Annotated in this window: 17 protein-coding genes and 2 pseudogenes; 3 read left to right on the forward strand and 16 right to left on the reverse strand. The window is 63.6% G+C overall.

Features of this window, described 5'->3' with window-relative positions; all coding sequences use genetic code 11:
- Positions 1-58: 58 nt before the first annotated feature.
- Positions 59-1,411, forward strand: coding sequence for a glycosyltransferase family protein (locus ALC15_RS28965; protein WP_128089622.1), 1,353 nt, complete (start codon positions 59-61; stop codon positions 1,409-1,411).
- Positions 1,408-2,553, forward strand: a complete 1,146-nt coding sequence (locus tag ALC15_RS28970; RefSeq protein ID WP_128089623.1) for a glycosyltransferase family protein — start codon at positions 1,408-1,410, stop codon at positions 2,551-2,553. Before ALC15_RS28965 ends, ALC15_RS28970 begins: the two co-directional genes overlap by 4 nt.
- Before the next feature lie 13 nt (positions 2,554-2,566).
- Here the strand turns inward: ALC15_RS28970 and ALC15_RS28975 are convergent, their stop codons facing one another.
- The 10 genes from ALC15_RS28975 to ALC15_RS29015 form a co-directional block, all read right to left on the reverse strand.
- Complete coding sequence (locus ALC15_RS28975; RefSeq protein ID WP_050630239.1) at positions 2,567-4,183, reverse strand: NHL repeat-containing protein; 1,617 nt, start codon at positions 4,181-4,183, stop codon at positions 2,567-2,569.
- Between the two features lie 429 nt (positions 4,184-4,612).
- Positions 4,613-5,776: a glycosyltransferase family 4 protein gene (locus ALC15_RS28980; protein WP_050630240.1), complete on the reverse strand. Its 1,164-nt coding sequence runs from the start codon at positions 5,774-5,776 to the stop codon at positions 4,613-4,615.
- Positions 5,773-6,702, reverse strand: coding sequence for an NAD-dependent epimerase/dehydratase family protein (locus ALC15_RS28985; RefSeq protein WP_050630241.1), 930 nt, complete (start codon positions 6,700-6,702; stop codon positions 5,773-5,775). The genes ALC15_RS28980 and ALC15_RS28985 overlap by 4 nt, the downstream gene beginning before the upstream one ends.
- A 3-nt stretch (positions 6,703-6,705) precedes the next feature.
- Positions 6,706-7,557 carry a class I SAM-dependent methyltransferase gene (locus ALC15_RS28990; RefSeq protein ID WP_050630268.1) on the reverse strand — a complete coding sequence of 284 codons (852 nt, stop codon included), beginning with the start codon at positions 7,555-7,557 and terminating at the stop codon, positions 6,706-6,708.
- Complete coding sequence (locus tag ALC15_RS47310; protein ID WP_050630242.1) at positions 7,547-8,116, reverse strand: acyltransferase; 570 nt, start codon at positions 8,114-8,116, stop codon at positions 7,547-7,549. The genes ALC15_RS28990 and ALC15_RS47310 overlap by 11 nt, the downstream gene beginning before the upstream one ends.
- Positions 8,113-8,952 (reverse strand): methyltransferase domain-containing protein, encoded by an 840-nt coding sequence (locus tag ALC15_RS29000; RefSeq protein WP_063781889.1) that lies wholly within the window; start codon positions 8,950-8,952, stop codon positions 8,113-8,115. The genes ALC15_RS47310 and ALC15_RS29000 overlap by 4 nt, the downstream gene beginning before the upstream one ends.
- 45 nt (positions 8,953-8,997) lie before the next feature.
- On the reverse strand, positions 8,998-10,095 hold the full coding sequence (locus ALC15_RS29005) for a glycosyltransferase family protein (RefSeq protein ID WP_050630244.1): 1,098 nt from the start codon (positions 10,093-10,095) through the stop codon (positions 8,998-9,000).
- A 3-nt stretch (positions 10,096-10,098) separates the two neighbouring features.
- Positions 10,099-10,863: an asparagine synthase-related protein gene (locus tag ALC15_RS47315; protein ID WP_283806305.1), complete on the reverse strand. Its 765-nt coding sequence runs from the start codon at positions 10,861-10,863 to the stop codon at positions 10,099-10,101.
- Positions 10,857-11,936 (reverse strand): asparagine synthase (glutamine-hydrolyzing), encoded by a 1,080-nt coding sequence (gene asnB, locus ALC15_RS47320; protein ID WP_283806306.1) that lies wholly within the window; start codon positions 11,934-11,936, stop codon positions 10,857-10,859. The genes ALC15_RS47315 and asnB overlap by 7 nt, the downstream gene beginning before the upstream one ends.
- A gap of 2 nt (positions 11,937-11,938) precedes the next feature.
- Positions 11,939-13,492: a lipopolysaccharide biosynthesis protein gene (locus tag ALC15_RS29015; RefSeq protein WP_050630245.1), complete on the reverse strand. Its 1,554-nt coding sequence runs from the start codon at positions 13,490-13,492 to the stop codon at positions 11,939-11,941.
- Positions 13,493-13,795: 303 nt separating this feature from the next.
- Here ALC15_RS29015 and ALC15_RS29020 point away from each other — a divergent pair.
- Positions 13,796-14,988, forward strand: a pseudogene (locus ALC15_RS29020) (CaiB/BaiF CoA transferase family protein).
- 101 nt (positions 14,989-15,089) lie between these two features.
- Here ALC15_RS29020 and ALC15_RS29025 read toward each other — a convergent pair.
- The 6 genes and pseudogenes from ALC15_RS29025 to ALC15_RS29050 form a co-directional block, all read right to left on the reverse strand.
- Positions 15,090-16,601, reverse strand: a complete 1,512-nt coding sequence (locus tag ALC15_RS29025) for a tripartite tricarboxylate transporter permease (protein WP_050630246.1) — start codon at positions 16,599-16,601, stop codon at positions 15,090-15,092.
- Between the two features lie 22 nt (positions 16,602-16,623).
- Complete coding sequence (locus ALC15_RS29030; protein ID WP_050630247.1) at positions 16,624-17,166, reverse strand: tripartite tricarboxylate transporter TctB family protein; 543 nt, start codon at positions 17,164-17,166, stop codon at positions 16,624-16,626.
- A 76-nt stretch (positions 17,167-17,242) separates the two neighbouring features.
- Positions 17,243-18,339, reverse strand: a pseudogene (mtnA, locus tag ALC15_RS29035) (S-methyl-5-thioribose-1-phosphate isomerase).
- The gene (locus ALC15_RS29040) at positions 18,336-19,211 is read right to left on the reverse strand and encodes an S-methyl-5'-thioadenosine phosphorylase (RefSeq protein WP_050630248.1); all 876 of its coding nucleotides are present in this window, start codon (positions 19,209-19,211) and stop codon (positions 18,336-18,338) included. The pseudogene mtnA and the gene ALC15_RS29040 overlap by 4 nt, the downstream one beginning before the upstream one ends.
- A gap of 93 nt (positions 19,212-19,304) precedes the next feature.
- The gene (locus ALC15_RS29045; protein WP_430649202.1) at positions 19,305-20,282 is read right to left on the reverse strand and encodes a Bug family tripartite tricarboxylate transporter substrate binding protein; all 978 of its coding nucleotides are present in this window, start codon (positions 20,280-20,282) and stop codon (positions 19,305-19,307) included.
- Between the two features lie 396 nt (positions 20,283-20,678).
- Entirely contained in the window at positions 20,679-21,476 is a 798-nt protein-coding gene (locus ALC15_RS29050) for an enoyl-CoA hydratase/isomerase family protein (RefSeq protein ID WP_050630250.1), read from the reverse strand.
- Positions 21,477-21,495 lie beyond the last annotated feature (19 nt).

The raw sequence follows: 21,495 nt of genomic DNA on the forward strand, positions 1-21,495 counted from the left end.
ACTGAACATGTGCTAAAAGCTTTTGGTTGACGTTGAGTTGGCATCCATCGGATCCCGAGTGAACAAGATCGAACCCATCGGACCAACGTCGCCGAAGGAAGTCACCCTTCCCGCCGGCGGTGTTGAATCTCCCCGGCCAACCCAATCTGCCGGCGCAGGTTTCGCTACGCGCATGCTCGTGCGCGCGGCGCGGCGCGCCACCGAGAAGCGTCTTGCAAAGGGAAAGGTCCGCACCTTGTGGGCCTCCACTCCGATCCTCACCTTGCCGCTGCTCGCACGCTGCGATCGCATGCTCGGCTTCCGCTCGTCGTCGCTGGTGTTCAATACCTACTATGTGACCCGGTCATTCGACATCAATTTGATCCTGTTCGAGGGATTCCTTCGACTGACCCGCAGTCGAAAAGGCCTCGGCCTGTTTCGTCGCCTCGTCTTTGCCTGGGCCCTGCTACGCTTCGATTTCTTCAACTACTTCTATGACCGCGGCTTGATGCTGAGCGACGGGCGCTACGGCATCAACCCCGAGGAACTCGACCTCCTCGTCCGCTCGGGAAAGCGGCTATATACCTACGCCTATGGTGCTGACGTCCGTGCAAGGGAATTAACGCTCGAACTCGGTCATCCCAACCTGTGCGAAGAATGCCCGGCGCCGGGCAAGTTCTGCGTGTGCACGACGGAGATGCATGCCTCGTCGATCGACCGCCTGAAGGGCCGTGCGACCGCGCAGATCGCGATGGGCGACATGGTGACGTATGTGCCCGGCTGCCGGGACATCCACTACTGGCCGATCGACGCAAGCAAGCTGGTCGCGAAGCCACCGGCGTACCGAGCAGGTGACACGCTGAAGGTTGCACATGCGCCGAACCACGGGCACTTCAAGGGCACCCGGCTTCTGATCGAAGCAGTTGATCGGCTGGCGAAAGAGGGCGAGAAGATCGAGCTGATCTCCGTGCAGGGGGTTCCCAACAAGAAAGTCATCGAGCTTTTCGGCGCATCGCATGTGGTTGCGGATCAGTTCGTCGCCGGCTTTCACGGCTATACGGCCCTCGAGGCGATGGCCATGGCCAAACCGGTCCTCTGCTTTCTGCGTAACGACCGGATGATGATCGACCCGGCGACCTGCCCGATCATCAACACGCGTCCTGACGAGATCTACGATGTCCTGAAGCGATGCTTGAGAGGCGAGCTCGAGCTGAACGGCATCGGCAATGCCGGACGCCGCTACGTGGAAACGCATTACAGCCTGGAGGCAGTCGCGGCCAGGCTCGGGCGGCTCTATTGTGAGACGGCCGATCTTCCCGCGGACCTGCAGGCAAGCCTTGCAAGGCAAGTCGACGAGCTCGCGAAACCTGATCATGCCATGCAGTCCGCGCGGCCTATTCCCGGGTCAGCGGACCTGAATACGCGCACATGAGAATCCTGCACGGACCAGTCAATGTCGGGAATCAGCCCTGGGTGCTATCCCGCGCCGAACGGCAGCTTGGCGCATCCAGCGACGTGGTCGTTCGCAGCGACACGTGGCTCGAATATTCGGCGGACCGGACGCTATCCGCAAAGAACGCCGGCTTTGTCGAGACGGCTATCCGCAGCGCGGCGTTCGGCCTGAAGAACCAGTGGCGCTACGATGTTCTTCACTACTATTTCGGACAGACCTTTCTGTCGCCGGGCTTCCCCCTCTCCGCACCGGGATCGGTGCTCTCCCGGGCATCGCTGATAACGGACATCGCCAACAGACTGGGGACCGCAGACCTGCACGCCGCGCGCCTGCTCAACAAGAAGCTGTTCATGACATTACAAGGCTGTGATGTGCGGCTGGCGCAAGAGGGAAACAGACGCAATGAGTGGACGATGTGCGCTCCGCAACACTGCGAGCTGTATCAACGATGCACGGACGCTCTCGACCATCGGCGGCATTTCCTGATCGAAAAGGTTCTGCCGCTGTTCGATCGGGTCTTCTACCTCAATCCGGAACTCGGACACGTCGTACCGAACGGCCGCTTCCTGCCGTATTCAAACGTCGAGATCGAAAAGTTCGACGTCGCGCCGCCCTCCGCGCAGGGCCGACTGAAGATCGTTCATGCCCCGACCGCGGGACGGATCAAAGGTACGCCGATGATCCTGAACGCCCTCGAACAGCTGCGGTCGCGGTATGACTTCGAACTCATCCTCGTCGAAAATACGAGCCATGAACGGGCGTTGGAAATCTATCGGTCGGCAGACCTCGCAATCGACCAGGTACTGGCAGGCTGGTACGGAGGCTTCGCCGTCGAGATGATGGCGATGGGAAAGCCGGTCGCGTGCTATATCAGGGACGAAGACATGATGTTCGTTCCGGATGCCATCAGACGCGAGTTGCCCGCTTACGGACTGAACCCGGGGAACCTTGTCGAAAGCATTGCCGGCATTCTTGACCGACGGTCCGAATGGTGCGCACGCGGCGAGGCATCGCGCCTTTATGTCGAGCGATGGCACAATCCGAAGCTGATCGCCAAGGCGATGCTCAACGCCTATGAAAGCCCCGACAGCAATTTCGAGCTGGTCCCGCTTGCCGGTTGACGCGAGCGGCCCCTCAGCGGACGTTGGCCGGATCAGGCGACGAGGCTCCATTGCTCGAAGCAACGGCGCGCGGTCCCTGCGCCAACTTCCATCCCGCCCAATATTGAATGATCGGGATCGCATTCTCGGTCCAACCTCCCGGAGCAGCGGCTTGTTGCTCCGGCTCCAACAGATTGACCTGCGCCGAAAGCTCATCGACTGAGTATCGCCTTGATGGACACAGGACGTCGGCAGCAATCGCCCAGCAGTCCCACTCGCCAATTGTCACGGCTCCAAGGTCGCCGGTCTTTCGGTTGTAGAGCATCGCTCTTGGCGAGGAGTTGGCCACAATCACAAGCCAGGTCGAGTTACTGGCTATGCTCGTGACGTAGAATGGCGACGCGCCGTCAAACAACTCTTGCCGTCCGGGCATCAGGAGCAGTTTTCCGTCATCGGTATACAGCCCGCCATAGCCGGCGCGGACATTCTTGTCGAACATTCTGTAGCTTGGACGATCAAACTGCACCGCTCCATGCAGCATGTTCGATGCGTTTCGCAGCCCGAACGGAAAGTCGATGTATCGCCATTGCGCGCCGCTGAACTCATACGAGGTCGCGCTGTCGCGACCGATGCTTACGAACCTGTCTTGATAGGTCGAGAGAACATAAATTCCCTGGCGATCGCGGTAGGCGCAGAACGGTGATGAGAAGTTCGAATAGGTCGGTCCGTTGGCGCCGAACTTGCTGGTGACCTTGAGATCTTTGGTCATCCCAAAAACGATTCCGGACATCGCATCCGATCCGATCAACTGTCCGCTACTTTCATCCACGTTGAGACACGTCGCAAAAAGAATTGGTTCGGAACCGAGCTTTGAAGTTCTGGCCACCTCCTGTCCGGTTTCGATTGAGAATTTCACAATGGCTCCCTGGCCGGAGGCGAATACGTAATCACCGGCAATCGCCACGCCGTGAGAGCCGATGATCTCCCGCTTCCACCGAAACGCCCATTGGTCATCAATCCTTTCGAACAAGGACAGCGCGTTACCTTCGTAGTCTGCGATCGCCATGAAACGTCCGCCTTTGGAGACCGCAACGCCCTCCGCGCCCTGGATGGCAGCCTCGTTCACGATCCGATCCGTCAGATGGAGCTTGGGCCCCCCTCCGTCGCGCACGAGCTGAGCGACGACGATGTCCTTTCCTGAATAATTGGCGATGAACACCCGATCGTAAAACGCGGAATAGAAAACCGCTGTCGGATTCCAAACGGGCAACTCGACATCAGTCTGAACCGGCACGGCGGTGCGACGATCCTGATCGAAGAGGAAGATGTCCTGATAGTTGGCGATCAGGAACTCATGGGCCCCGATCCTCGCCGCCGACACCGGCCCCATGGGTCCGTCATCATGCCGATCCAGCGTGACGTCAACCAAGGTGCCGCGCAGGTCGGGCATTTTCCGCTCGCGACCCGGCATCGACTCCAAGCGCGCCCTGACCTGACGCTCGCTCTCTTCCAAGCGTGTCATCCGCTCAGCCGTCGAGAGAATCGTGGCGGTGAGCTCAATCGGCGCGTTCCACTTGCTGTACGTCAAGGAAATCAGGACGACTGCGCAAACCGCCACCACGGACAACGCACAAAGTACCTTCGGCTTCATATGCTCTCGTGCGTCGTTTTCAAATGACCTGCTCACACCTTCATCGTGGCTGATATCGCAACTTTCGGCTCGCGAGAATGCCACTCAGCCCTAGCGAAACATCGCGTACTAAATGATACCGCGATGGGTGGCGGTCGCCTTGTGAAATATTCCGAAACGAATGAGCAATCTCGAGAGCCCGGCCACTCGCCGTTCTCGCAACTGAAGTGACGACAAATGCGAGATTGGACGCACCGACACGAGCGGTCATATGCGATTGCCGCGCACTATTGTTTCTGTGGAGATACCAGCGAGGTTCGCGACCGTGTTGAACTGGTGTATTGCGGCATATCGCCACGACCACACGATTGCGTCACCTTGTGGAACAATCGGACATGGCGCTGTCGAATCACGCCGCCAGGCGTGCGACGCTTCTATTTTGCAGCCGACTCACCCCTGGCGAACGGCCTGTCGCATTGTGGCTGCGAAACTCGCTGCGAAGGCGCGGACATCGTCGTCCTGATGCGGGACGACATTTCGGATCACCGGCTCGCCGCTGAGCTTCGCGAGCTGCGTCAGATGATCGGCCAGCGCGGCCGGATCATCGACGCCGAAATAGCGTGCGGCACCCGCGGTCTGCTCCCGATGCACGTCGATGTCGGACAGGATCAGCGGAACGCCGAACGATTTCGCTTCCTCGACCGTCGTGCTCCAGCCCTCGAAGCGAGATGGGTTGAGCAGCGCGGTGCACGCCCTCAGCAGCGCGTAGACGTGCGGCAGCGGGATGACGCCGAGGTGCCGGAAATGCGTATCGAGACCGCGTTTCTGGATCTCGGAGTTGACCAGATCAAAGTAGCCCGGCTCGCGCCGATCTTCCGTGCTACCGGAGGCGCAGACCACCACGTCGACCCCGCGACGCTTCAGGATCGTCAGGGCGTCGACGACCAACTGGTGGTTCTTGTGGCGATAGAACTGGTTGGGCAAATAGAAGTAGCGCGCCGGCAGATTGTAGGCGGCGATCACCTCTGATGGGTCCGTGTTCAGGAATGCGGCGGGCGGCTGGGTCGCGAAGCGAACGACGCTGACCTGGTTTCGGGCATGCGGATAGTAAGCCCTGAAATCGCGCAAGGCGCTCTCGCTGCTCAGCATGATCGTTCGCCCCGACGCGATCTGAACGCGAAAGCCGATCTCGCGCCTCCAGCGTGCAGTCCGTGGGAAGAGTTGAGGTAGCGAACGATGCTGCAGGTCGGGGATCCACGCCACCGCCGGGATCGGCAGCCGCCAGCCGAAGAAGCGAGCCGCTTCGACGACGACATCGACGCGCGCGGCGCGAAACGCCGCCGCAGCCCCGCGATCCAGACCGAACCCGAGCGCCGCGGCCAAGCCTGGCTGTCCATCGAATGCTTCCGACCGGACGACCTCGACGCCGGGTATCGCGGCAAGCTCGCCGAGCTCACTCTCATCGGCTTGCGTCCCGGCAAAGACCACCGGGACGAACTCGCCGGGCAAGAACCGGTCGAGCGCCGCGAAAAGATTGCGCTGATAATTGTAGCCGCCGGCCCAAAGCCGCCGCGAAATGTGACTGAACGCGAACCGCCATGGGCGCGGCGTCACGAAGCCTGTCCCTTGAACCACGCCACGTAGTCGGCGAGACCCTGGTCGATCGGGATGCGCCAATCGAAGCCGATCTGGCGCAGCATTGCATCGTCGGCCAGCAGGCTCACGGGATCACCGGGCCGGCCTACTCCCGAATGCCGTACGACCGTGTTGCCGCCCCACTGCTTGATGACACCGGCTGCAATGCCGGCGACGCTGGTCCCTCGGCTCGAGCCGCCATTGATGATCCGGAACGTCTCCTGGGACGGCGATTGCGCGAGACTGGCAAGCAGCCTCGCAACATCGCGAACGTCGGTCCAATCGCGGATTTCGTTGCCCGTCCCGCCGAGCGTGAGCACCGGCTCGTCGGCCGCCAGCCGCGAGCAGATGTCCCAGAGCAGCTGCTTGCGCAGATTGGGGCCATAGACCGAGAACAGCCGCACGACGGTGCAGCGGATGCCGAAGGACTGCGCGTAGCTCCGGCACAATTGTTCCATCATCAACTTGTGCTGCCCATAGGGCGACATCGGAGCCGGGACGACACCTTCCGCGATCGGGCCGGCATGGTCGGCACCATAAACGGCCGCGCTTGACGCCGCGATCACGTCACAATCAGGCGCTGCCCCGCGCAACCATTCGAGCATGCGCGCGGTGCTGGCGACAGTTCGCGAAAAATCCTCGAACGGCCGCTCGATCGAGACGCCGACTGACGATCCGCCGGCCAGATGAAAGATACGCGCCGGCAGCCCGTGCGCCGCTGCGAGCGCATTCAGATTGGCCGCGTCAATCTCACCGTTGATCCAGCTCTGCAAACCAAGCCGCCGGGCTTCCGTTGCATCAAGCGCCCCGTGTCCGACGCCATGCACCGCACGGCCTGCTCCCGCCAACTCGTGGGCGAGATGGCGGCCGATGAACCCATTCGCTCCGGTAACCCAGACGATCATCGCTCAGGCCTTGTGACAGACAAAGGAATAGAGCCGGCCCGGTCGATTGTCGAAACGTTCGGCCATCGACAGCAGCGAGCCAAACACACGCCGTGAGGCGAAAGCGGTTCGCCACAACGGAGCAACCGGAATCCTTTGCGACAGCTTCGTCACGATCGCCGCCCTCAGCGTCTCGTGCGTGTAGGGAAACAGATTGATCGGGCTTTGCAACGGTGCCAGCGTGTCGATCGCGGAGAATCCCGCGGTGGTCAGCGCGCCGGTGTAGCGATCGAGCAGGAAGGCATGCTCGCCGCCGTAGAGATGGTGCAGCGGGTGCTGCGCGAGGAATTGCGGAAGGTCCGCCTCCTTGGTGATGACATGCTCGCGCGCTGCGATCAGCATGCCACCCGGCCGCAGCACGCGAAACATCTCGCGGCAGGCGCCGTCGAGATCGCGCGTATGGTGCAGCACGGCGCGCGCGAACACGAGATCGAACGTCGCGTCGGCGAACGGCAGCCGCTCGGAGAACTCCTCGACCACCTGGATCGGCAATTGCGTCTGCGCTGCCAGATCCCGGATCGCGGCCGCTCCGACGATCGCGCTGGGATCCGGCTCGAGCGCGGTGACGGAAAAGCCAGTTCGGGCGAGCGCGTAGCTCGCGATGCCGCGACCAGCGCCAACGTCGAGCGCAGCGCCGGACCGGCCGGCAAGCAGCGCGGCCACCGCCTGCCACTCGGAGCTCTGGAAATAGCGTTCAGCAGCGCGAGCCAGGGGATCGTCGTAAAATGCGTCGAGCACGAGCTGGCGCTGGTCCGGCTGATTGCGCAACCAGACCACCGCTTCCTCCCAGCTGGTAAACTTGCGCTCACCGTTCATCGGGGCCAAGCTCCCTCACCAGCACGGCCGGATTACCCGCCACGATCGAGAACGGCGCGACATCCCTGGTCACGACCGCACCGGCGGCAACGATCGCGCCCTGACCTATCGTGACACCGCGCAGGACCATGGCGCCGGCGCCGATCCAGGCATCGTCGCAAATCCGTACCGCGCCTTCATCAAGCGATATATCGCTCGGATGTCCGCGTGTGAAAATCTCCTTGACCTGCCGGTGCCTCTCCGCTGCCCGCAGCGGGTGGGTGAGATTGTCGAACACGTTCGCCGAATGCGAGATCAGCACGCGGTTGCCGATCTCGATCGAGGCCGCTGACCAGATCCGCGTGCCCTCGCCGACATAGCACCACTCACCGATCCTGATCTCTCCACCATGTGCGAAGGTCAGGAGCTCGCCCAGGATGCGGCTGTTGCGGCCGACGACGATCTTGTCGGAATCGCCGCGGATGTTTCGGATCCTTGCCGAGCGCCCGAGCGCCGCGTCGGCCTGCAACCGGCAGGTCGCGCGACCAATCAGGCGCTGGATCAGGTAATCGAGATTCATGCCGTCAACTGCAGGCAAGCGACCGCGCGCGACGACGCCGCCAGGTCATTGCCCTGCCCCTTGCCGGTATGAACGTCGAAAACGGTCGCGTCGGCGAGCGCTTCGGCGCTCTGGCGCGACCAGCCCTGCCGCGAATAGCCGAAATAGTCGACCTGGTGCGACGTCGCGCCGAACGCGTCGATGATCCGCTCGACCATCGCAAGATCGAACACCTGGTACCAGCCGAGATTGTCGCGCTTGCCGAACGGCACGGAGATCAGACATGTCCCACCAGGCTTGAGAATGCGCTTGAATTCCTTCACGGCCGGGACGAAGCCGTCCCGATCGGTCTCGGCATCACGCGGATCGCCGGTGTACAGCATCTGATTGTCGAGCCCGATGTGCTCGATCGTCGAAATGCTGGCGACGGTGTCGAACACCTGATCGCCGAACATCGTCTTACGGAGGTCGCCGAAGACGTAGGAGTAGCCGTCATGCCAGTAGCACCGCCGCTCCGGCGCCAGCGTCATGATGGTGAGATCGGCGCCATGCAATGGCGGACGCGCCAGCAGGTAGTCGTGGTTGAAGGTCGATCCCGCGTCCAGCATTTTGCCGACATTGCTCAATCGGCCATAGACCCAGGGATATTCGACCACGCGCTCGTCCATGGCGACACCGTAGCCGGGCGGAAGCTCCTTTCCCGCCTGCAGCAGGCCCGCATCGATGGCCGCGGTGATGGTGTCGCGCTTGACCGTCTGATAGCCCGGGCCGAACGGCCGCGGCCGCAGCCTGAAGAGCGGCACGGCAAGCCCGTCGGCCGCCCATTTCAGTTGATGGATCAAGTCACTTGCAGACATCATCTCGGCCCGATCGCCCGCCCGCTGGCCGGCTCTGTGCCCCCTCTAGCACGGCTCAATCCGCGCGACGAGATCGATAAACTGCGCCCATTGCGAGGCCTTGCTGTAGGTCTCCTGCACGCGCGCTCTGCCGGTTGCGGCGATCCGGGCCCATTGCGGCCAATCCCGCAGGCTGCTCGAAATCGCCTCCACGGCCCGCTCGGGAACATCATAGGTGCGCATCGTGACGCCGTCCTGCATCGCCGCCGGATAGTTGCCGGCATCCGACACTAGCAGCGACCCGCAGCCCATCGCCTCGAAGCAGCGCATATTGCCGCGATCATTGCCGGCCATGTCGATGGCGCCATTGAGCACGATCTTCGCTGACCCGAACAGCTCGTAGAGGTCACGACCGAACAGCGGCAGCCTTGCGATGCGCGCGATGACGTCGGGCCGCCGATGCTTCCCGAGCGGCAGCAACCGACCGAGCGGGCTTTCGGCAAGCCGCGTCAGCCGCGACGCGTCGAGGCAGAATACGATGTTGCGATCGGCCGCAAGCGCCGCGACCTGTTCGAGCGTCCTGCCGCGCGCGCTGTGATGCCGCGAATAGCCACCAACGAACGCCACGTCGATCGGCCGCTCGCCGTGACCATATTGCTCCATGACAGGATCGATGGCGGGGAAGAACAGCTCGGCCCGACATCCCTTGTCGCGCCAGGCCTGGAGGATCGAGGGAAAGTTGCCAAGCACCGCGCCATAGGCGGTGAGATCAGCGTTTCCCGAGGGCGCCGCGCGCCAGCACAACGTCTTCTTCACGCAGCCGGGAAGCTTGGCGACGAACGCGCTCGGAAAGCGCACCGGATCGAGATTGTAGAACACCTCGGTTCGGTGATGCTCGATCTGTGCGAGCAGAATGGCCTCGAGCGTCGGCGTCGCCGTCATGCCTTGCTCACGCGCCCACTGCCGTTGCAGCAGTTCGTCGTCGGCATTGGTGAAGAAGGCTTCGGGCGCGCCGTCGAGCACCGGCTCGAGAAAATGCGCCGCACCGAAACGATCGTGCAGGAACACGTCGCGCCGTGCGGCGAAGGTCGACGCTTTTGCCGCAAGCTGGTTCAGCCGCGGCAGATAGGACGGATAGAGACCACTATTCTGGAACAGACGCATCGGTTATGCGGACCTTGCCAACAGCCATTTCATGTTCAGGTATGGCCAAATCCGGCCAACGGATTCCCAATCCCAGCGCTGCGTTGCCGTCAAGTGGCCAACCGTCTTTCGGAGCAGTGCTTCGTCGACGAACTCGGCAAAGGCCGGGACCTTCTTATCGAGCAGCTCGGCGGTCCAACCAGCCAACGGTCCATTCAGCCATTCCGGCATCGGCGAGTTGAAACCGACCTTGCGACGCGCAGTACGGATACTCTCGGGCATCAAATTCGCCATCGCCTGGCGCGCGATCACCTTGGTCATGCCATCGGCCGATTTGCTCGTTTCCGGCAGCGCCATTGTATAGGTCACCAGCCGCCAGTCCATGAACGGCATCCGGACCTCGATGCCGTGCGCCATCGAGAGCCGGTCGAAATTGCGCAGAATGGTCGGCAGCGTGGTCGAGTGGAACATGCGATAGAGACGCCGGTTCAGCGCGCCCCACTTATCCGGCAGTTCGTCATTTTCGGCGACCAGCGGCAACGCTGCGGGGATCGCTGTCAGGCCTCCCCGCAGGAAATAGCGCCCCTGGCGCCTGATCATCTGCGCCCGCAAGAAGTCGATGCCGCGCTGCGCCAGCTTCGATCGCGACATCAGCGCAGCGGCTGCGTTGCGGATCCGGAACGCGGCCGACTGTCCTTCCTGGAAGTAAGCACCCATCAGTTCGTCCGCGCCGTGACCGTCAAGCGACACGGTGACGTTCTGACGCCGGAGTTCGCGATAGATCAGCACGGCGCGCTGGGCAGCCCGATATAGACGTCGTCATTGTCGTCGAGGATGCGGTCAAGATCGGTGAGAGCATCCGAGCGTCCGATCTCGAGAAAGCTCGGCGCGACCTTGGCCCACGCGGCCGCCTCCTCCGCCATCGGCCGCTCGTCATTGCTCGCGCCGGGAAAGGTCGCGACAAAGGCGTGCCGCCAGGCTGTGGAGTCGCGCGGTCCCATGCCGGCCTTTTCATGCGTCGCCATGGCGCAGATCACCGCGGACGAGTCGAAGCCGCCGGACAGGCAGGTCCCGATCGGAACGTCGCTGCGCATCCGTAGCGCCACGGAATCCTGAAACAGCTCGCGAAAGCGTGCGACGCGTTCGGCTTCGGTGTCGGGGATCGCAGGCAGATGGTCCACGGTCCGCCACCAGCGCCGCACCTGCACCCGCCCCTGACGCAGCCACATGCAGTGGCCGCCCTGCAGGCGGCGCAGTTGCGAATACAATGTCCGTTCGCTGCCTTCGATTCCGAACGGATCAAGCAACAATCGCCGCGCCACGTCGATGTCGAGCGACGTCTCGAGCAGCCCGCTCCGCGCCAGCGCCCGCTGCTCGGATGCGAACACGAACCGCTCGGGTGACAACGCATAAAGCAGCGGCTTGATGCCGAAGCGATCGCGCGCAAGGAACAGCTCGTCCGTCGTCGTGTCGTAGATCGCCAGCGCCCACATGCCATTGAAGCGCAGCAGCATGTCCTCGCCCCACGCCTGCCAGGCGGCAAGGATCACCTCGGTGTCGGACTGGCTGCGGAAGGCCGCGCCCTTCGCTTCGAGTTCGCGGCGCAGTTCGAGAAAGTTGTAGATCTCGCCATTGTAGACGATCACATGGCGGCCATCGCCTGACACCATCGGCTGATAGCCGCCCTCGCCGGGATCGATGATCGCAAGCCGGCGGTGGCCGAAGGCGACGTTTCGTTTCGCGTTGAACCAGGTGCCTTCGCCGAACGGTCCGCGATGCGCGATCAGGCTGGTGAGTCGTGAGATCTCGGCCGGCTCCACGGGATTGCCCCGAAGATTGACGATGCCTGCGATACCACACATGTCTAGGCGGCCTTGAAGGGCAAGAAGCGGGTGATGATGATGCGGAGATCCCGCCAGCAGACGGCGCGATAGGGACCCAACTGCGACACGGCAACCGCGGCGACAAAGATCACCGCCGCCGACACGCCGTAGAGCGACACCACATACCACCATGACGGCGCGTGGTCGAATGATACATGGCCAAGCTGCGAGCGCAGCGCCAACGCAATCGCGATGCCGGTGCCGAGCGGGATCAAGACGAAGTGCAGCATTCGTGACCACATCCCCGAAAGCCTGAAGGTTCGCCGCAGCAACAGCACCGTGATCACCATCTGGGCGAGCATTCCGACGCAGGAGCTCCAGCCGGCCGCCTGCCAGCCGAAATACGGCAACGCGACAGCGCTGGTCGCCAGCGTGAAGATGCCGGTGACGAGCGAGATCAAGGCGTTGAAACTGGAGCGTCCCTGCGACAGCAGATAGTACGCGAACACGTTGGCGCTCGAGCCCAATATTCCGCTGATCGCGAGCACCACCAGCACCAGCTGCGCCTCGGCGGCGACTTCGGCGCCGGTCCATCGATACAGCAAAGCGCCGGCGACCGGGATCAGGCCCCCCAGCGCGCTCGCGGCCAGCACGTTGAGAATCCAGGACGAGCGAAGCAGGAGGTCGACCTTGCGGTCGTCATCCTCCTTCTGCAGCGTGCTGAAGAATGGGAACAGGATCTCGCCGATCTTCAGCACGCCGATATAGACCGCCTCTTCCAGCCGCTGCGCGACGCTGTAGAAGCCGACGAATTGCGGCTGCAGCAGCGCGCCGAGCAGATAGCGGTCCGCCTGGCCTGCGAACAGCGCGCCGCTTTGCGCCGCGACCTGCCAGCCGCCAAGCTTGACCAGTGCACGGAGCGCACCCCGATCAAGCGCCGGCTGCGCCAGCCAGTCGCTGATAGCGTGCCGCGACCAGGCGAAGGCCATCAGGAGATTCGTCGCGAAGCCCAGGGCCTGACAGCCGAGGAAGGTCGAGGCGCGCGGCGCATAGGGAATCAGCAGCAGCATCGACATCGTCGTCACGACCGTGCCTGTGATGCTGATCGCCGCGATCCGCCGATAATCCTGACGCGCCGTGAACAGCGACAGGAACACCGCGAACACGCACTGGCATAGCCAACCGGCGCCGGCCAAGGCGAAGGCAAGCCCGAGGTCTTCGGCAGCCGGGCCGCCGAGGTGAAATCCCAACCGCGCCAGCGGCGCCCCTGCAAGGATGAGCAATGCCGCGATCAGGCTGCCCACGGCGATCGCGAGCGCGAGGGCGGTTGCGAAGAAGCGCCGTGCCGCGTCGCGATCGGACGGCTCCAGCCGTTGCGCGAGTTCGCGTGCGGTCGAGAGGCCAAGCGCATTGCTGAACATTAGCGCCGGCGCGACACAGGCGGTCACCAAACCCGCAACGCCGAACGCGGCAAGGCCGAGCCGGAATATCACGAACGGGAGAATGGCGAGGTTGAGCAGAACCGCGACCGCAAACGCGGTCGCATTCCATGCCGAGTTGCCGAGCAGGTGGGACGGACCTCTCTTCACTGCCATGCCCGCTTTCGGTCCATCACGTCGAAACGCCTCAAGTCCCTCTTTCATAAGGGCAAAACCCATCCGATGGGGCGACGGGCTAGCAGCCAACCGCGTGATTGTCGAGGGTTGGCGGTCGGCAGACCGGCGCGCCAGTGTGGGCAGGCTCGAATCGCACCTCACGCAGAGCCGGCCTTCGCGGAACCGTGTCTGTTTGTTTTCGGGCGGTTTGTTACCGGGGTAACAGTTGGAAAGACCTGCCAAATTGTCTATGGCAGATGAGCAATAGCCCCCACAGCGGCCCGCCAAACAAGAGGTGTCTCAATGCCCTTTCCCCGCGCATCCCAAGCCCTGTCCCGCTTCACCGTGCTGGATTTGACCCGGGTCCGGTCTGGGCCGACCTGCGTGCGCCAGCTCGCGGATTGGGGTGCCAACGTGATCAAGATCGATGCGCTGCTGGAGGACGGCGGCGGCGAGCAGCCGGGCGGCCCGCGCGGCGGATCGGACTTCCAGAACCTGCACCGCAACAAGCGGGCCATGACGCTGAACCTGAAGGACCCCAAAGGGCTCAAGGTGTTCAAGCGGCTCGCCGAGCAGGCTGACGTCGTGGTCGAGAACTTCCGGCCGGACGTCAAGGCCAAGCTCGGCATCGACTATGAGAGCATCCGCAAGATCAATCCGAAGATCGTCTATGGCAGCATCTCCGGCTTCGGCCAGGACGGCCCCTATCACAAGCGCCCGGGCTTCGATCAGATCGCGCAGGGCATGGGCGGTCTGATGTCGGTGACCGGCGCGCCCGGCGAAGGTCCGATGCGGGTCGGCATTCCCGTGGCCGACCTGACCGCGGGCCTGTTCTGCGCGATCGGCATCCTCACCGCGCTGCTGGAGCGCGACGTGTCCGGCGAGGGTCAATGGGTGCAGACCTCGCTCTTGCAGGCGCAGATCTTCATGCTGGATTTCCAGGCGGCGCGCTGGCTGATGGAGAAGGAAGTCGCCAAGCAGGCCGGCAACAACCATCCGACCTCGATCCCGACCGGCGTGTTCAAGACCTCCGACGGCTACATCAACATCGCCACCACAGGCGGACGGATCTGGGAAGCTGCGCGCAGGCAATCGGCGCGCCCGACCTGGTCACCGACCCCGATTACGCGACCGCGCCGGCGCGCTCGAAGAACCGGGACGCCCTGAATGCGCGGATCAGCGCGCTGACCGAGAAGAAGTCGACCGAGACCTGGGTGCAGGAGCTCAACGCCGCCGGCGTGCCGTGCGGGCCGATCTACTCGATCGACCAGATGTTCGAGGATGCCCAGGTCAAGCATCTCGGCATGGCCCAGCACGTGCCCAATGACGAGAACCGGCACATCCAGCTGGTCAGCCAGCCCGTCACGCTGTCGCGGACGCCGAGCAAGATGGTGGCGCGGCCGCCGGAGTTCGGCGAGCAGACCGAGGAAGTCCTGGCCGAGTTCGGCTTCGGCAGTGACGAGATCGCCGAGCTGCGTCAGCGCAAGGTCGTCTAGAGCTCCGTTCCGATCAAATCGGAACGGAGCTCCGGATTCTGGCTTGACGTGTTTCCTTCACGCGAACCGGTGTCCGCTTCGCGCGAAAACGCTCTGGAACCTCACGCCTTTGCCGGCCGCAGCAGACGCGCGGCGCCGACAAAGGCCCGATCGATCACCGGCCAGAACAGCAGCACGATCGCAAGCGTCGTGATGCTGCCGACGAGGCCGTTCGACCAGAACACCTTCATGTCGCCGCCGGAGCCGATCATCGAGAGCCGGAACGCGTCCTCGGCGCGGCTGCCGAGCACCAGCGCGAGCGTGAACGGCGCGAGCGGAATGCCGATCTTCTTGAAGACATAGCCGACCACGCCGAAGCCCAGCATCAGCCAGATGTCGAACATCGCATTCTGGATCGCATAGGCGCCGATCGCGCAGGACACCACGATCATCGGCGCCACGGCCGCGAACGGCACGCGCAGGATCGAGGCGAAGATCGGCACGGTGGTCAGCACCAGCACGAGGCCGACGACATTGCCGAGATACATCGAGGCGATCAGGCCCCAGACGAAATCCTTGTGCTCGACGAACAGCAGCGGCCCCGGATTGAGACCCCACACCATCAAACCGCCAAGCAGGATCGCGGCGGTCCCCGAGCCGGGAATGCCGAGCGCGAGCATCGGCAGCAGTGCCGAGGTGCCCGAGGCATGCGCGGCGGTCTCCGGCGCGAACACGCCCTCGATGCGGCCCTTGCCGAAGCTTTCCTGATCCTTGGAAAAGCGCTTGGCGAGGTTGTAGCCCATGAACGAGGCCGCGATCGCGCCGCCCGGCGTGATGCCGAGCCAGCAGCCGATCACCGACGAGCGCAGCAGCGTCACCCAGTATTTCGGCAGGTCCTTCCACACCGACAGCACGACGCGCAGGGAAATGCCGGCGGCATGGCCGCGCAGTGCCAAACGCTCCTCCATCGTGATCAGGATCTCGCTGATGCCGAACAGGCCGATCACCGCGACAAGGAAGTTGATGCCGCGCAGGAGTTCCGCGGAGCCGAAGGTCATGCGCAGTTGACCCGACACCGTATCCATGCCGACGCCGGCCAGCAGCAGCCCGAGCGACATCGAGATCACGGTCTTGTGCTTGGCCTCGCGGCCGAGCCCGACGAACGAGCAGAAGGTCAGGAGATAGACCGCGAAGAATTCCGGTGGGCCGAACTTCAACGCGAACGACGAGATCATCGGCGCCAGGAAGGTGATCAAGAGCACCGCGACCAGCGAACCGATGAAGGAGGAGGTGAACGCCGCGGTGAGCGCTTCGGCCGCCTTGCCCTGCTGCGCCATCGGATAGCCGTCGAAGGTGGTCGCGACCGACCAGGCCTCGCCGGGGATGTTGAACAGGATCGAGGTGATGGCACCACCGAACAGCGCACCCCAGTAGATGCAGGACAGCATCACGATGGCCGACGTCGGGTCCATCGTGAAGGTCAGCGGCAGCAGGATCGCAACGCCGTTGGGGCCGCCAAGTCCCGGCAGCACGCCGACGAAGATGCCGAGCACCAGGCCGACCATCATCAACAGCAGCGTCTTCCAGGTCAAAAGGACGGCGAAGCCGTGCAGCAGGAGACCGAAAGCTTCCATGTTTCGAGATCCTGTCGATCGCTCAGTAACCGAAGGCCGCTTCGAGCGGCCCCTTCGGCATGATGACATCGAATGCGATGTCGAAGGTCACGAACATCGCGGCGGTGAAGATGAAGGCGGTCAGCAGCGACTTCCACAGTGCGATCTTGCCGACGAGGCGCATGAAGCCCGCGATCAGGAGGAAGCTCGCGACATAGAGGCCGAGATATTGGGTGGCAAGACAGAACAGGAATGTCGGCACGAACACCGCCATCACCCGGCGCAGCTGCGCCCGAGTGACGAAGGTCTCGACAGCCTCCCGGCGCGACACGAAGGCGGTGCCCAGGCCATAGAGGCTGGCGGCGCCGAGGATCACCGAAAGATAGAACGGAAAATAGCCCGGCTGCGGCCCGGTCGAGTCCCACGAGGCGCCGGTGCGCCAATTGTCCCAGCCGAGCACGACGGCGAGCGCCAGCAGGAGCAGCGAGACGACGATGTCGACGACGCCGGTCGAGACGACGGCGGGGGAGTTGTCTTCAGGCGCGGTCGGATCGTCGACGACGATCTCAAGTTCGGTGTTGGACATGGACGAGACGGTCTGGGTTGCGAGGGCAACGATTGGGATAGCGTGCAGAACCAATCACCGTCAATGCAGCCTTCAGCTAACTTGAGCGTTCGGGAAACGCGCTCGCGAGTGCAGCACGATCAGCGCGGAGAACGCCGCGCTCGGTGATCAATCCCGTCACCAGCCTTGCCGGCGTGACGTCGAAGCCGAAATTGGCGACGGAGGAGCGTCCGGAACCACGCGAACGGTTTCGATCCGTCCATCCGCCGTCCGCCCGGTGAGGTGCGTAACCTCGCTGGCCGCGCGCTGCTCGATCGGAATCTGCCTGACGCCGTCATCGATACGAAAATCGATGGTCGGCGACGGCAGCGCAACATAGAACGGCACGCCGTTATCGTGGGCGGCGAGCGCCTTCAGATAGGTCCCGATCTTGTTGCAGACGTCGCCATTGGCGGCAACGCGATCGGTCCCGACGATCGCGAGGTCGACCATCCGATGCTGCATCAGATGGCCGCCGGTGTTGTCGGGAATCACGGTGTGCGGCACGCCGTGGTGGCCGAGTTCCCAGGCGGTGAGCGAAGCGCCCTGATTGCGCGGCCGGGTCTCGTCGACCCAGACATGAACCGCAATGCCGCGATCATGCGCCTGGTAGATTGGTGATGTCGCCGTTCCCCAATCGACGGTTGCAAGCCAGCCGGCATTGCAATGCGTCAGCACGTTCACCGGCTCGCCCGGCTTCTTGGTCGCGGCGATGGTCTCGATCAGGCCGAGCCCGTGGCGGCCGATCTCGCGATTGATCTCGACATCCTCATCGGCGATCTCGCGGGCGCGGGCATAGGCTGCATCCACCCGCGCCGAGGCTGCGAGCGGCGCGAGCGCGCGCTGCATCTCGTCGATCGCCCACTTCAGATTGATCGCGGTCGGACGGGTCGCGGCCAGCATCTTGCCGGCACGGTCGAGCGCCGCGTCGGAGGCATCTGATCGCATCGCAAGCGCCATGCCATAGGCCGCGGTCGCCCCGATCAGCGGCGCACCGCGGACCAGCATCGAGCTGATCGCCTCGCCGGCCTCGTCGGCGGTCGTGATCCTGGCGACGATGAATTCATGCGGCAGCCGGCGCTGATCGATCGCGCCGACCGACCAGCCGTCGGGCTCGAGCCAGATGCTGCGAAAATGCTGACCATCCACTCTCATGTGCGGAGCACCCGTCCGGCAACTGCATCGAGCTTGGCAAGCAACTGCGGATCGCGCGCCGCGGGCGCCGTGATCAGCGCGGTGTCGAGCGCGCGGTCCGATCCGACCGGACAGGGCTCGTGCTCGCGCGGGAAATCCCGCGCCAGCCGCGCGACCAGCGCCTTGGCCTTCTCGGCGTTCGAGTTCAGCACGCGGATGATGTCCTGCACCGTGACAGCATCATGCGCCGGATGCCAGCAATCGAAATCAGTGACCATCGCCACGCTGGCGTAGCAAATCTCGGCTTCGCGGGCGAGCTTGGCTTCCGGCATGTTGGTCATGCCGATCACCGAATAGCCCTGCGCCTTGTAGGTCAGGCTTTCGGCCAGCGAGGAGAATTGCGGCCCCTCCATGCAGAGGTAAGTGCCGCCGCGCGCGAACGCGATACGCTCGGCTTCCGCCGCGGCCGCGAGATGCTTCGCCAGCAACGGCGACACCGGATGCGCCATCGAGACATGCGCGACGCAGCCTCTGCCGAAGAACGAGCTTTCGCGCTTGTAGGTGCGATCGACGAACTGGTCGACCAAGACGAATGTGCCCGGCGGCAGCTCCTCCTTGAATGAGCCGCAGGCGGACAACGCGACCAGGTCGGTGACGCCTGCCCGCTTCAACACGTCGATATTGGCGCGGTAGTTGATTTCGGACGGCGACAGCGCATGTCCCTGGCCGTGGCGCGGCAGGAACACGATCGGCAGTCCCGCCATCTCGCCACGGCGCAGCGACGCCGACGGCTCGCCCCAGGGACTTACGACCGCTTCCTCGCGGACGTTTTCCAGGCCCGGCAGATCGTAAATGCCGGATCCGCCGATGATCCCCAACACGGCTTTGGTCATGATCGCTCCACGGCTAGCCGTACGTCCGGCCATACTGCGGCGCAGTAATCACCGCGCCGCCGCCGCTTGCAAGCCAATTCCGGACCGCGCGCGCTATTTTGCGACAAAGCCCGCTGCGTTCATCAGCGAGGCATTCTGCTTGTCGTCATCCTCGAGGAATTCCACCATGTCCTTGCCGGTGAGGAAGATCGGCTTCAGCGCCTGCTTCTCCATGTAGTCCTTGTATTCCGCCGTCTGTGTCACCTTCTGGAACAGGTCGACATAGAACGCCTGCTGCTCCTGAGTGACCTTGCCCGGCAGGAACATCGCGCGCAGCATCAGGTACTGCACGTCGAGCCCCTCCTCCTTGCAGGTCGGGATGTCGTTCCAGGATTGCTTGTCGGTGACCTTGGTCTTGTAGGAAATCCGCTCCTTGTCGAACACGCAGAGCGCGCGAACCTGCCCGGCGCGCCAGACCTCGAGGTTCTCGCTGGGATTGTTGACGTTGGATTCGGTGTGACCGCCGACCAGCTGGGTCGCGGCCTCGCCGCCGGACTTGTACGGCAGATAGGAGAATTTTGCGCCGGTCTTCTGCTCCATGAAGACGGTCAGCACGTGGTCCTCGCGCTTGGAACCGGTGCCGCCCATCTTGAACGGCGCGCTCGCCGCCTTGGCGGCATCGATGAACTCCTTCACCGTTTTCGGACCGGAGGCATTGTCCCACAGCACGAACTGGTCGAGCGCGATCACCGACACCGGTGTCAGGTCGCGCCAGTTGAACGGGATCTTGGCCGACAGCGGCAGCATGTAGATCAGCGAATAGGCGATCAGCACCTTGTTGGGATCGCCCTCGCTGGACTTCATGTACATCAGCGCTTCCGCACCCGACGCGCCGCCCTTCAGCGACACCACCATCGGCTGCTTCATCAGATTGTTCTTCTGGATCGCCGCCTGCATCATGCGCGCCATCTGGTCGGACGCGCCGCCGGCGCCGGCAGCAACCACGATCTCGACCGGCTTGCTCGGCTCCCAGCCGGCAAAGGCCGGCGTGCTTAGCAGCAGGGCCGCGATGGCAGCCGTGGTTTTCACAATCTGTCCCACGTGTTTCTTCCCTATCTATTTGTTCGGCTTGGCAAAACCTGCGAAGCGGAAGGTCGCATCATTGTGCCGAGAATAAGGGTGAGTTCAAGCCGCGAACTGCCGCATGACGTATGACTTTGGAATGAGGAACGAGCGTCGTTGCGAGGGGCAGGCTGTGCAGGCTAGCGAAAAGCGCGCCGTCTGTTCGCTGTCGTCCCTGCGAAAGCAGGGACCCATAACCACAGGCGTTCGTTGTGGAAGCCGGCTGTGGCTCCAGCGCCATGCAACAATCGCCTTTGGTGGTTATGGTCCCGGGTCGCGCTTCGCTTGCCCGGGACAACACCGAATTTGTGAAAGCGGTCTGCGACGCGCGCGGCCCTGCGCGCGCCAAGCCCCCCCTCGCCGCCGCTACTTGCCCTTGAAGTTGGGTGCCCGCTTGTTGAGGAAGGCGTCCATGCCCTCGCGGAAATCCTCGCTCATATAGGCGCGCAGGATCAGGTCCTCGCCTTCGTCGCGCGACAGCGTGCGGCGGATGCGGCGGACCGCTTCCTTGGTCACCTCGAGCGTGATCGGCGCGTGGCCGGCGACGAGCTTCGCGGTCTCGTCGGCACGGCGCTGCAGGGTCTCCACATCGGGCACGACTTCGTTCAACAGCCCGAGCGCCAGCGCCTCCGGCGCTTCGACGAGGCGCGCCTTGAAGATCAGATCCTTGGTCCGCGCCGGACCGACCAGCGACACCAGCCGCGAGATGTTGGACATCGAGAGGCAGTTGCCGAGCGTGCGCGCGATCGGGAAGCCGATCCGCGTCGCCTCGGTGCCGATGCGGATATCGCAGCATGCGGCGATGCCGGCGCCGCCGCCGGTGCAGGCGCCGGCAATCGCGGCGATGACCGGCACGCGGCACTGTTCGAGCGTTCCCAGCACACGGTCGATCCGCGCCTCATAGTCCAGCGCGTCCTGCGCGGTCTTGAAGGCGCGGAACTGCGAGATGTCGGTGCCAGAGGCGAACGCCTTGTCGCCGGCGCCGGTCAGGATCAACGCCTTGATCGAGTGATCCTGATTGATGTTCTCGCAGATCGAAGCCATCTGCTCGTACATCGCAAAGGTCAGCGCGTTGCGCGCCTGCGGCCGGTTGAACGTGATGCGCGCGATCCCGTCCTCGACGGAGTAGATCAGGTCTTCGGTCGGTGCGACGGGCGCGTTCATGTCTCGCTCTTTCTGTTCG

Origin of the sequence: Bradyrhizobium viridifuturi (assembly GCF_001238275.1) — a bacterium.
Classification (GTDB): Bacteria; Pseudomonadota; Alphaproteobacteria; order Rhizobiales; family Xanthobacteraceae; genus Bradyrhizobium; species Bradyrhizobium viridifuturi.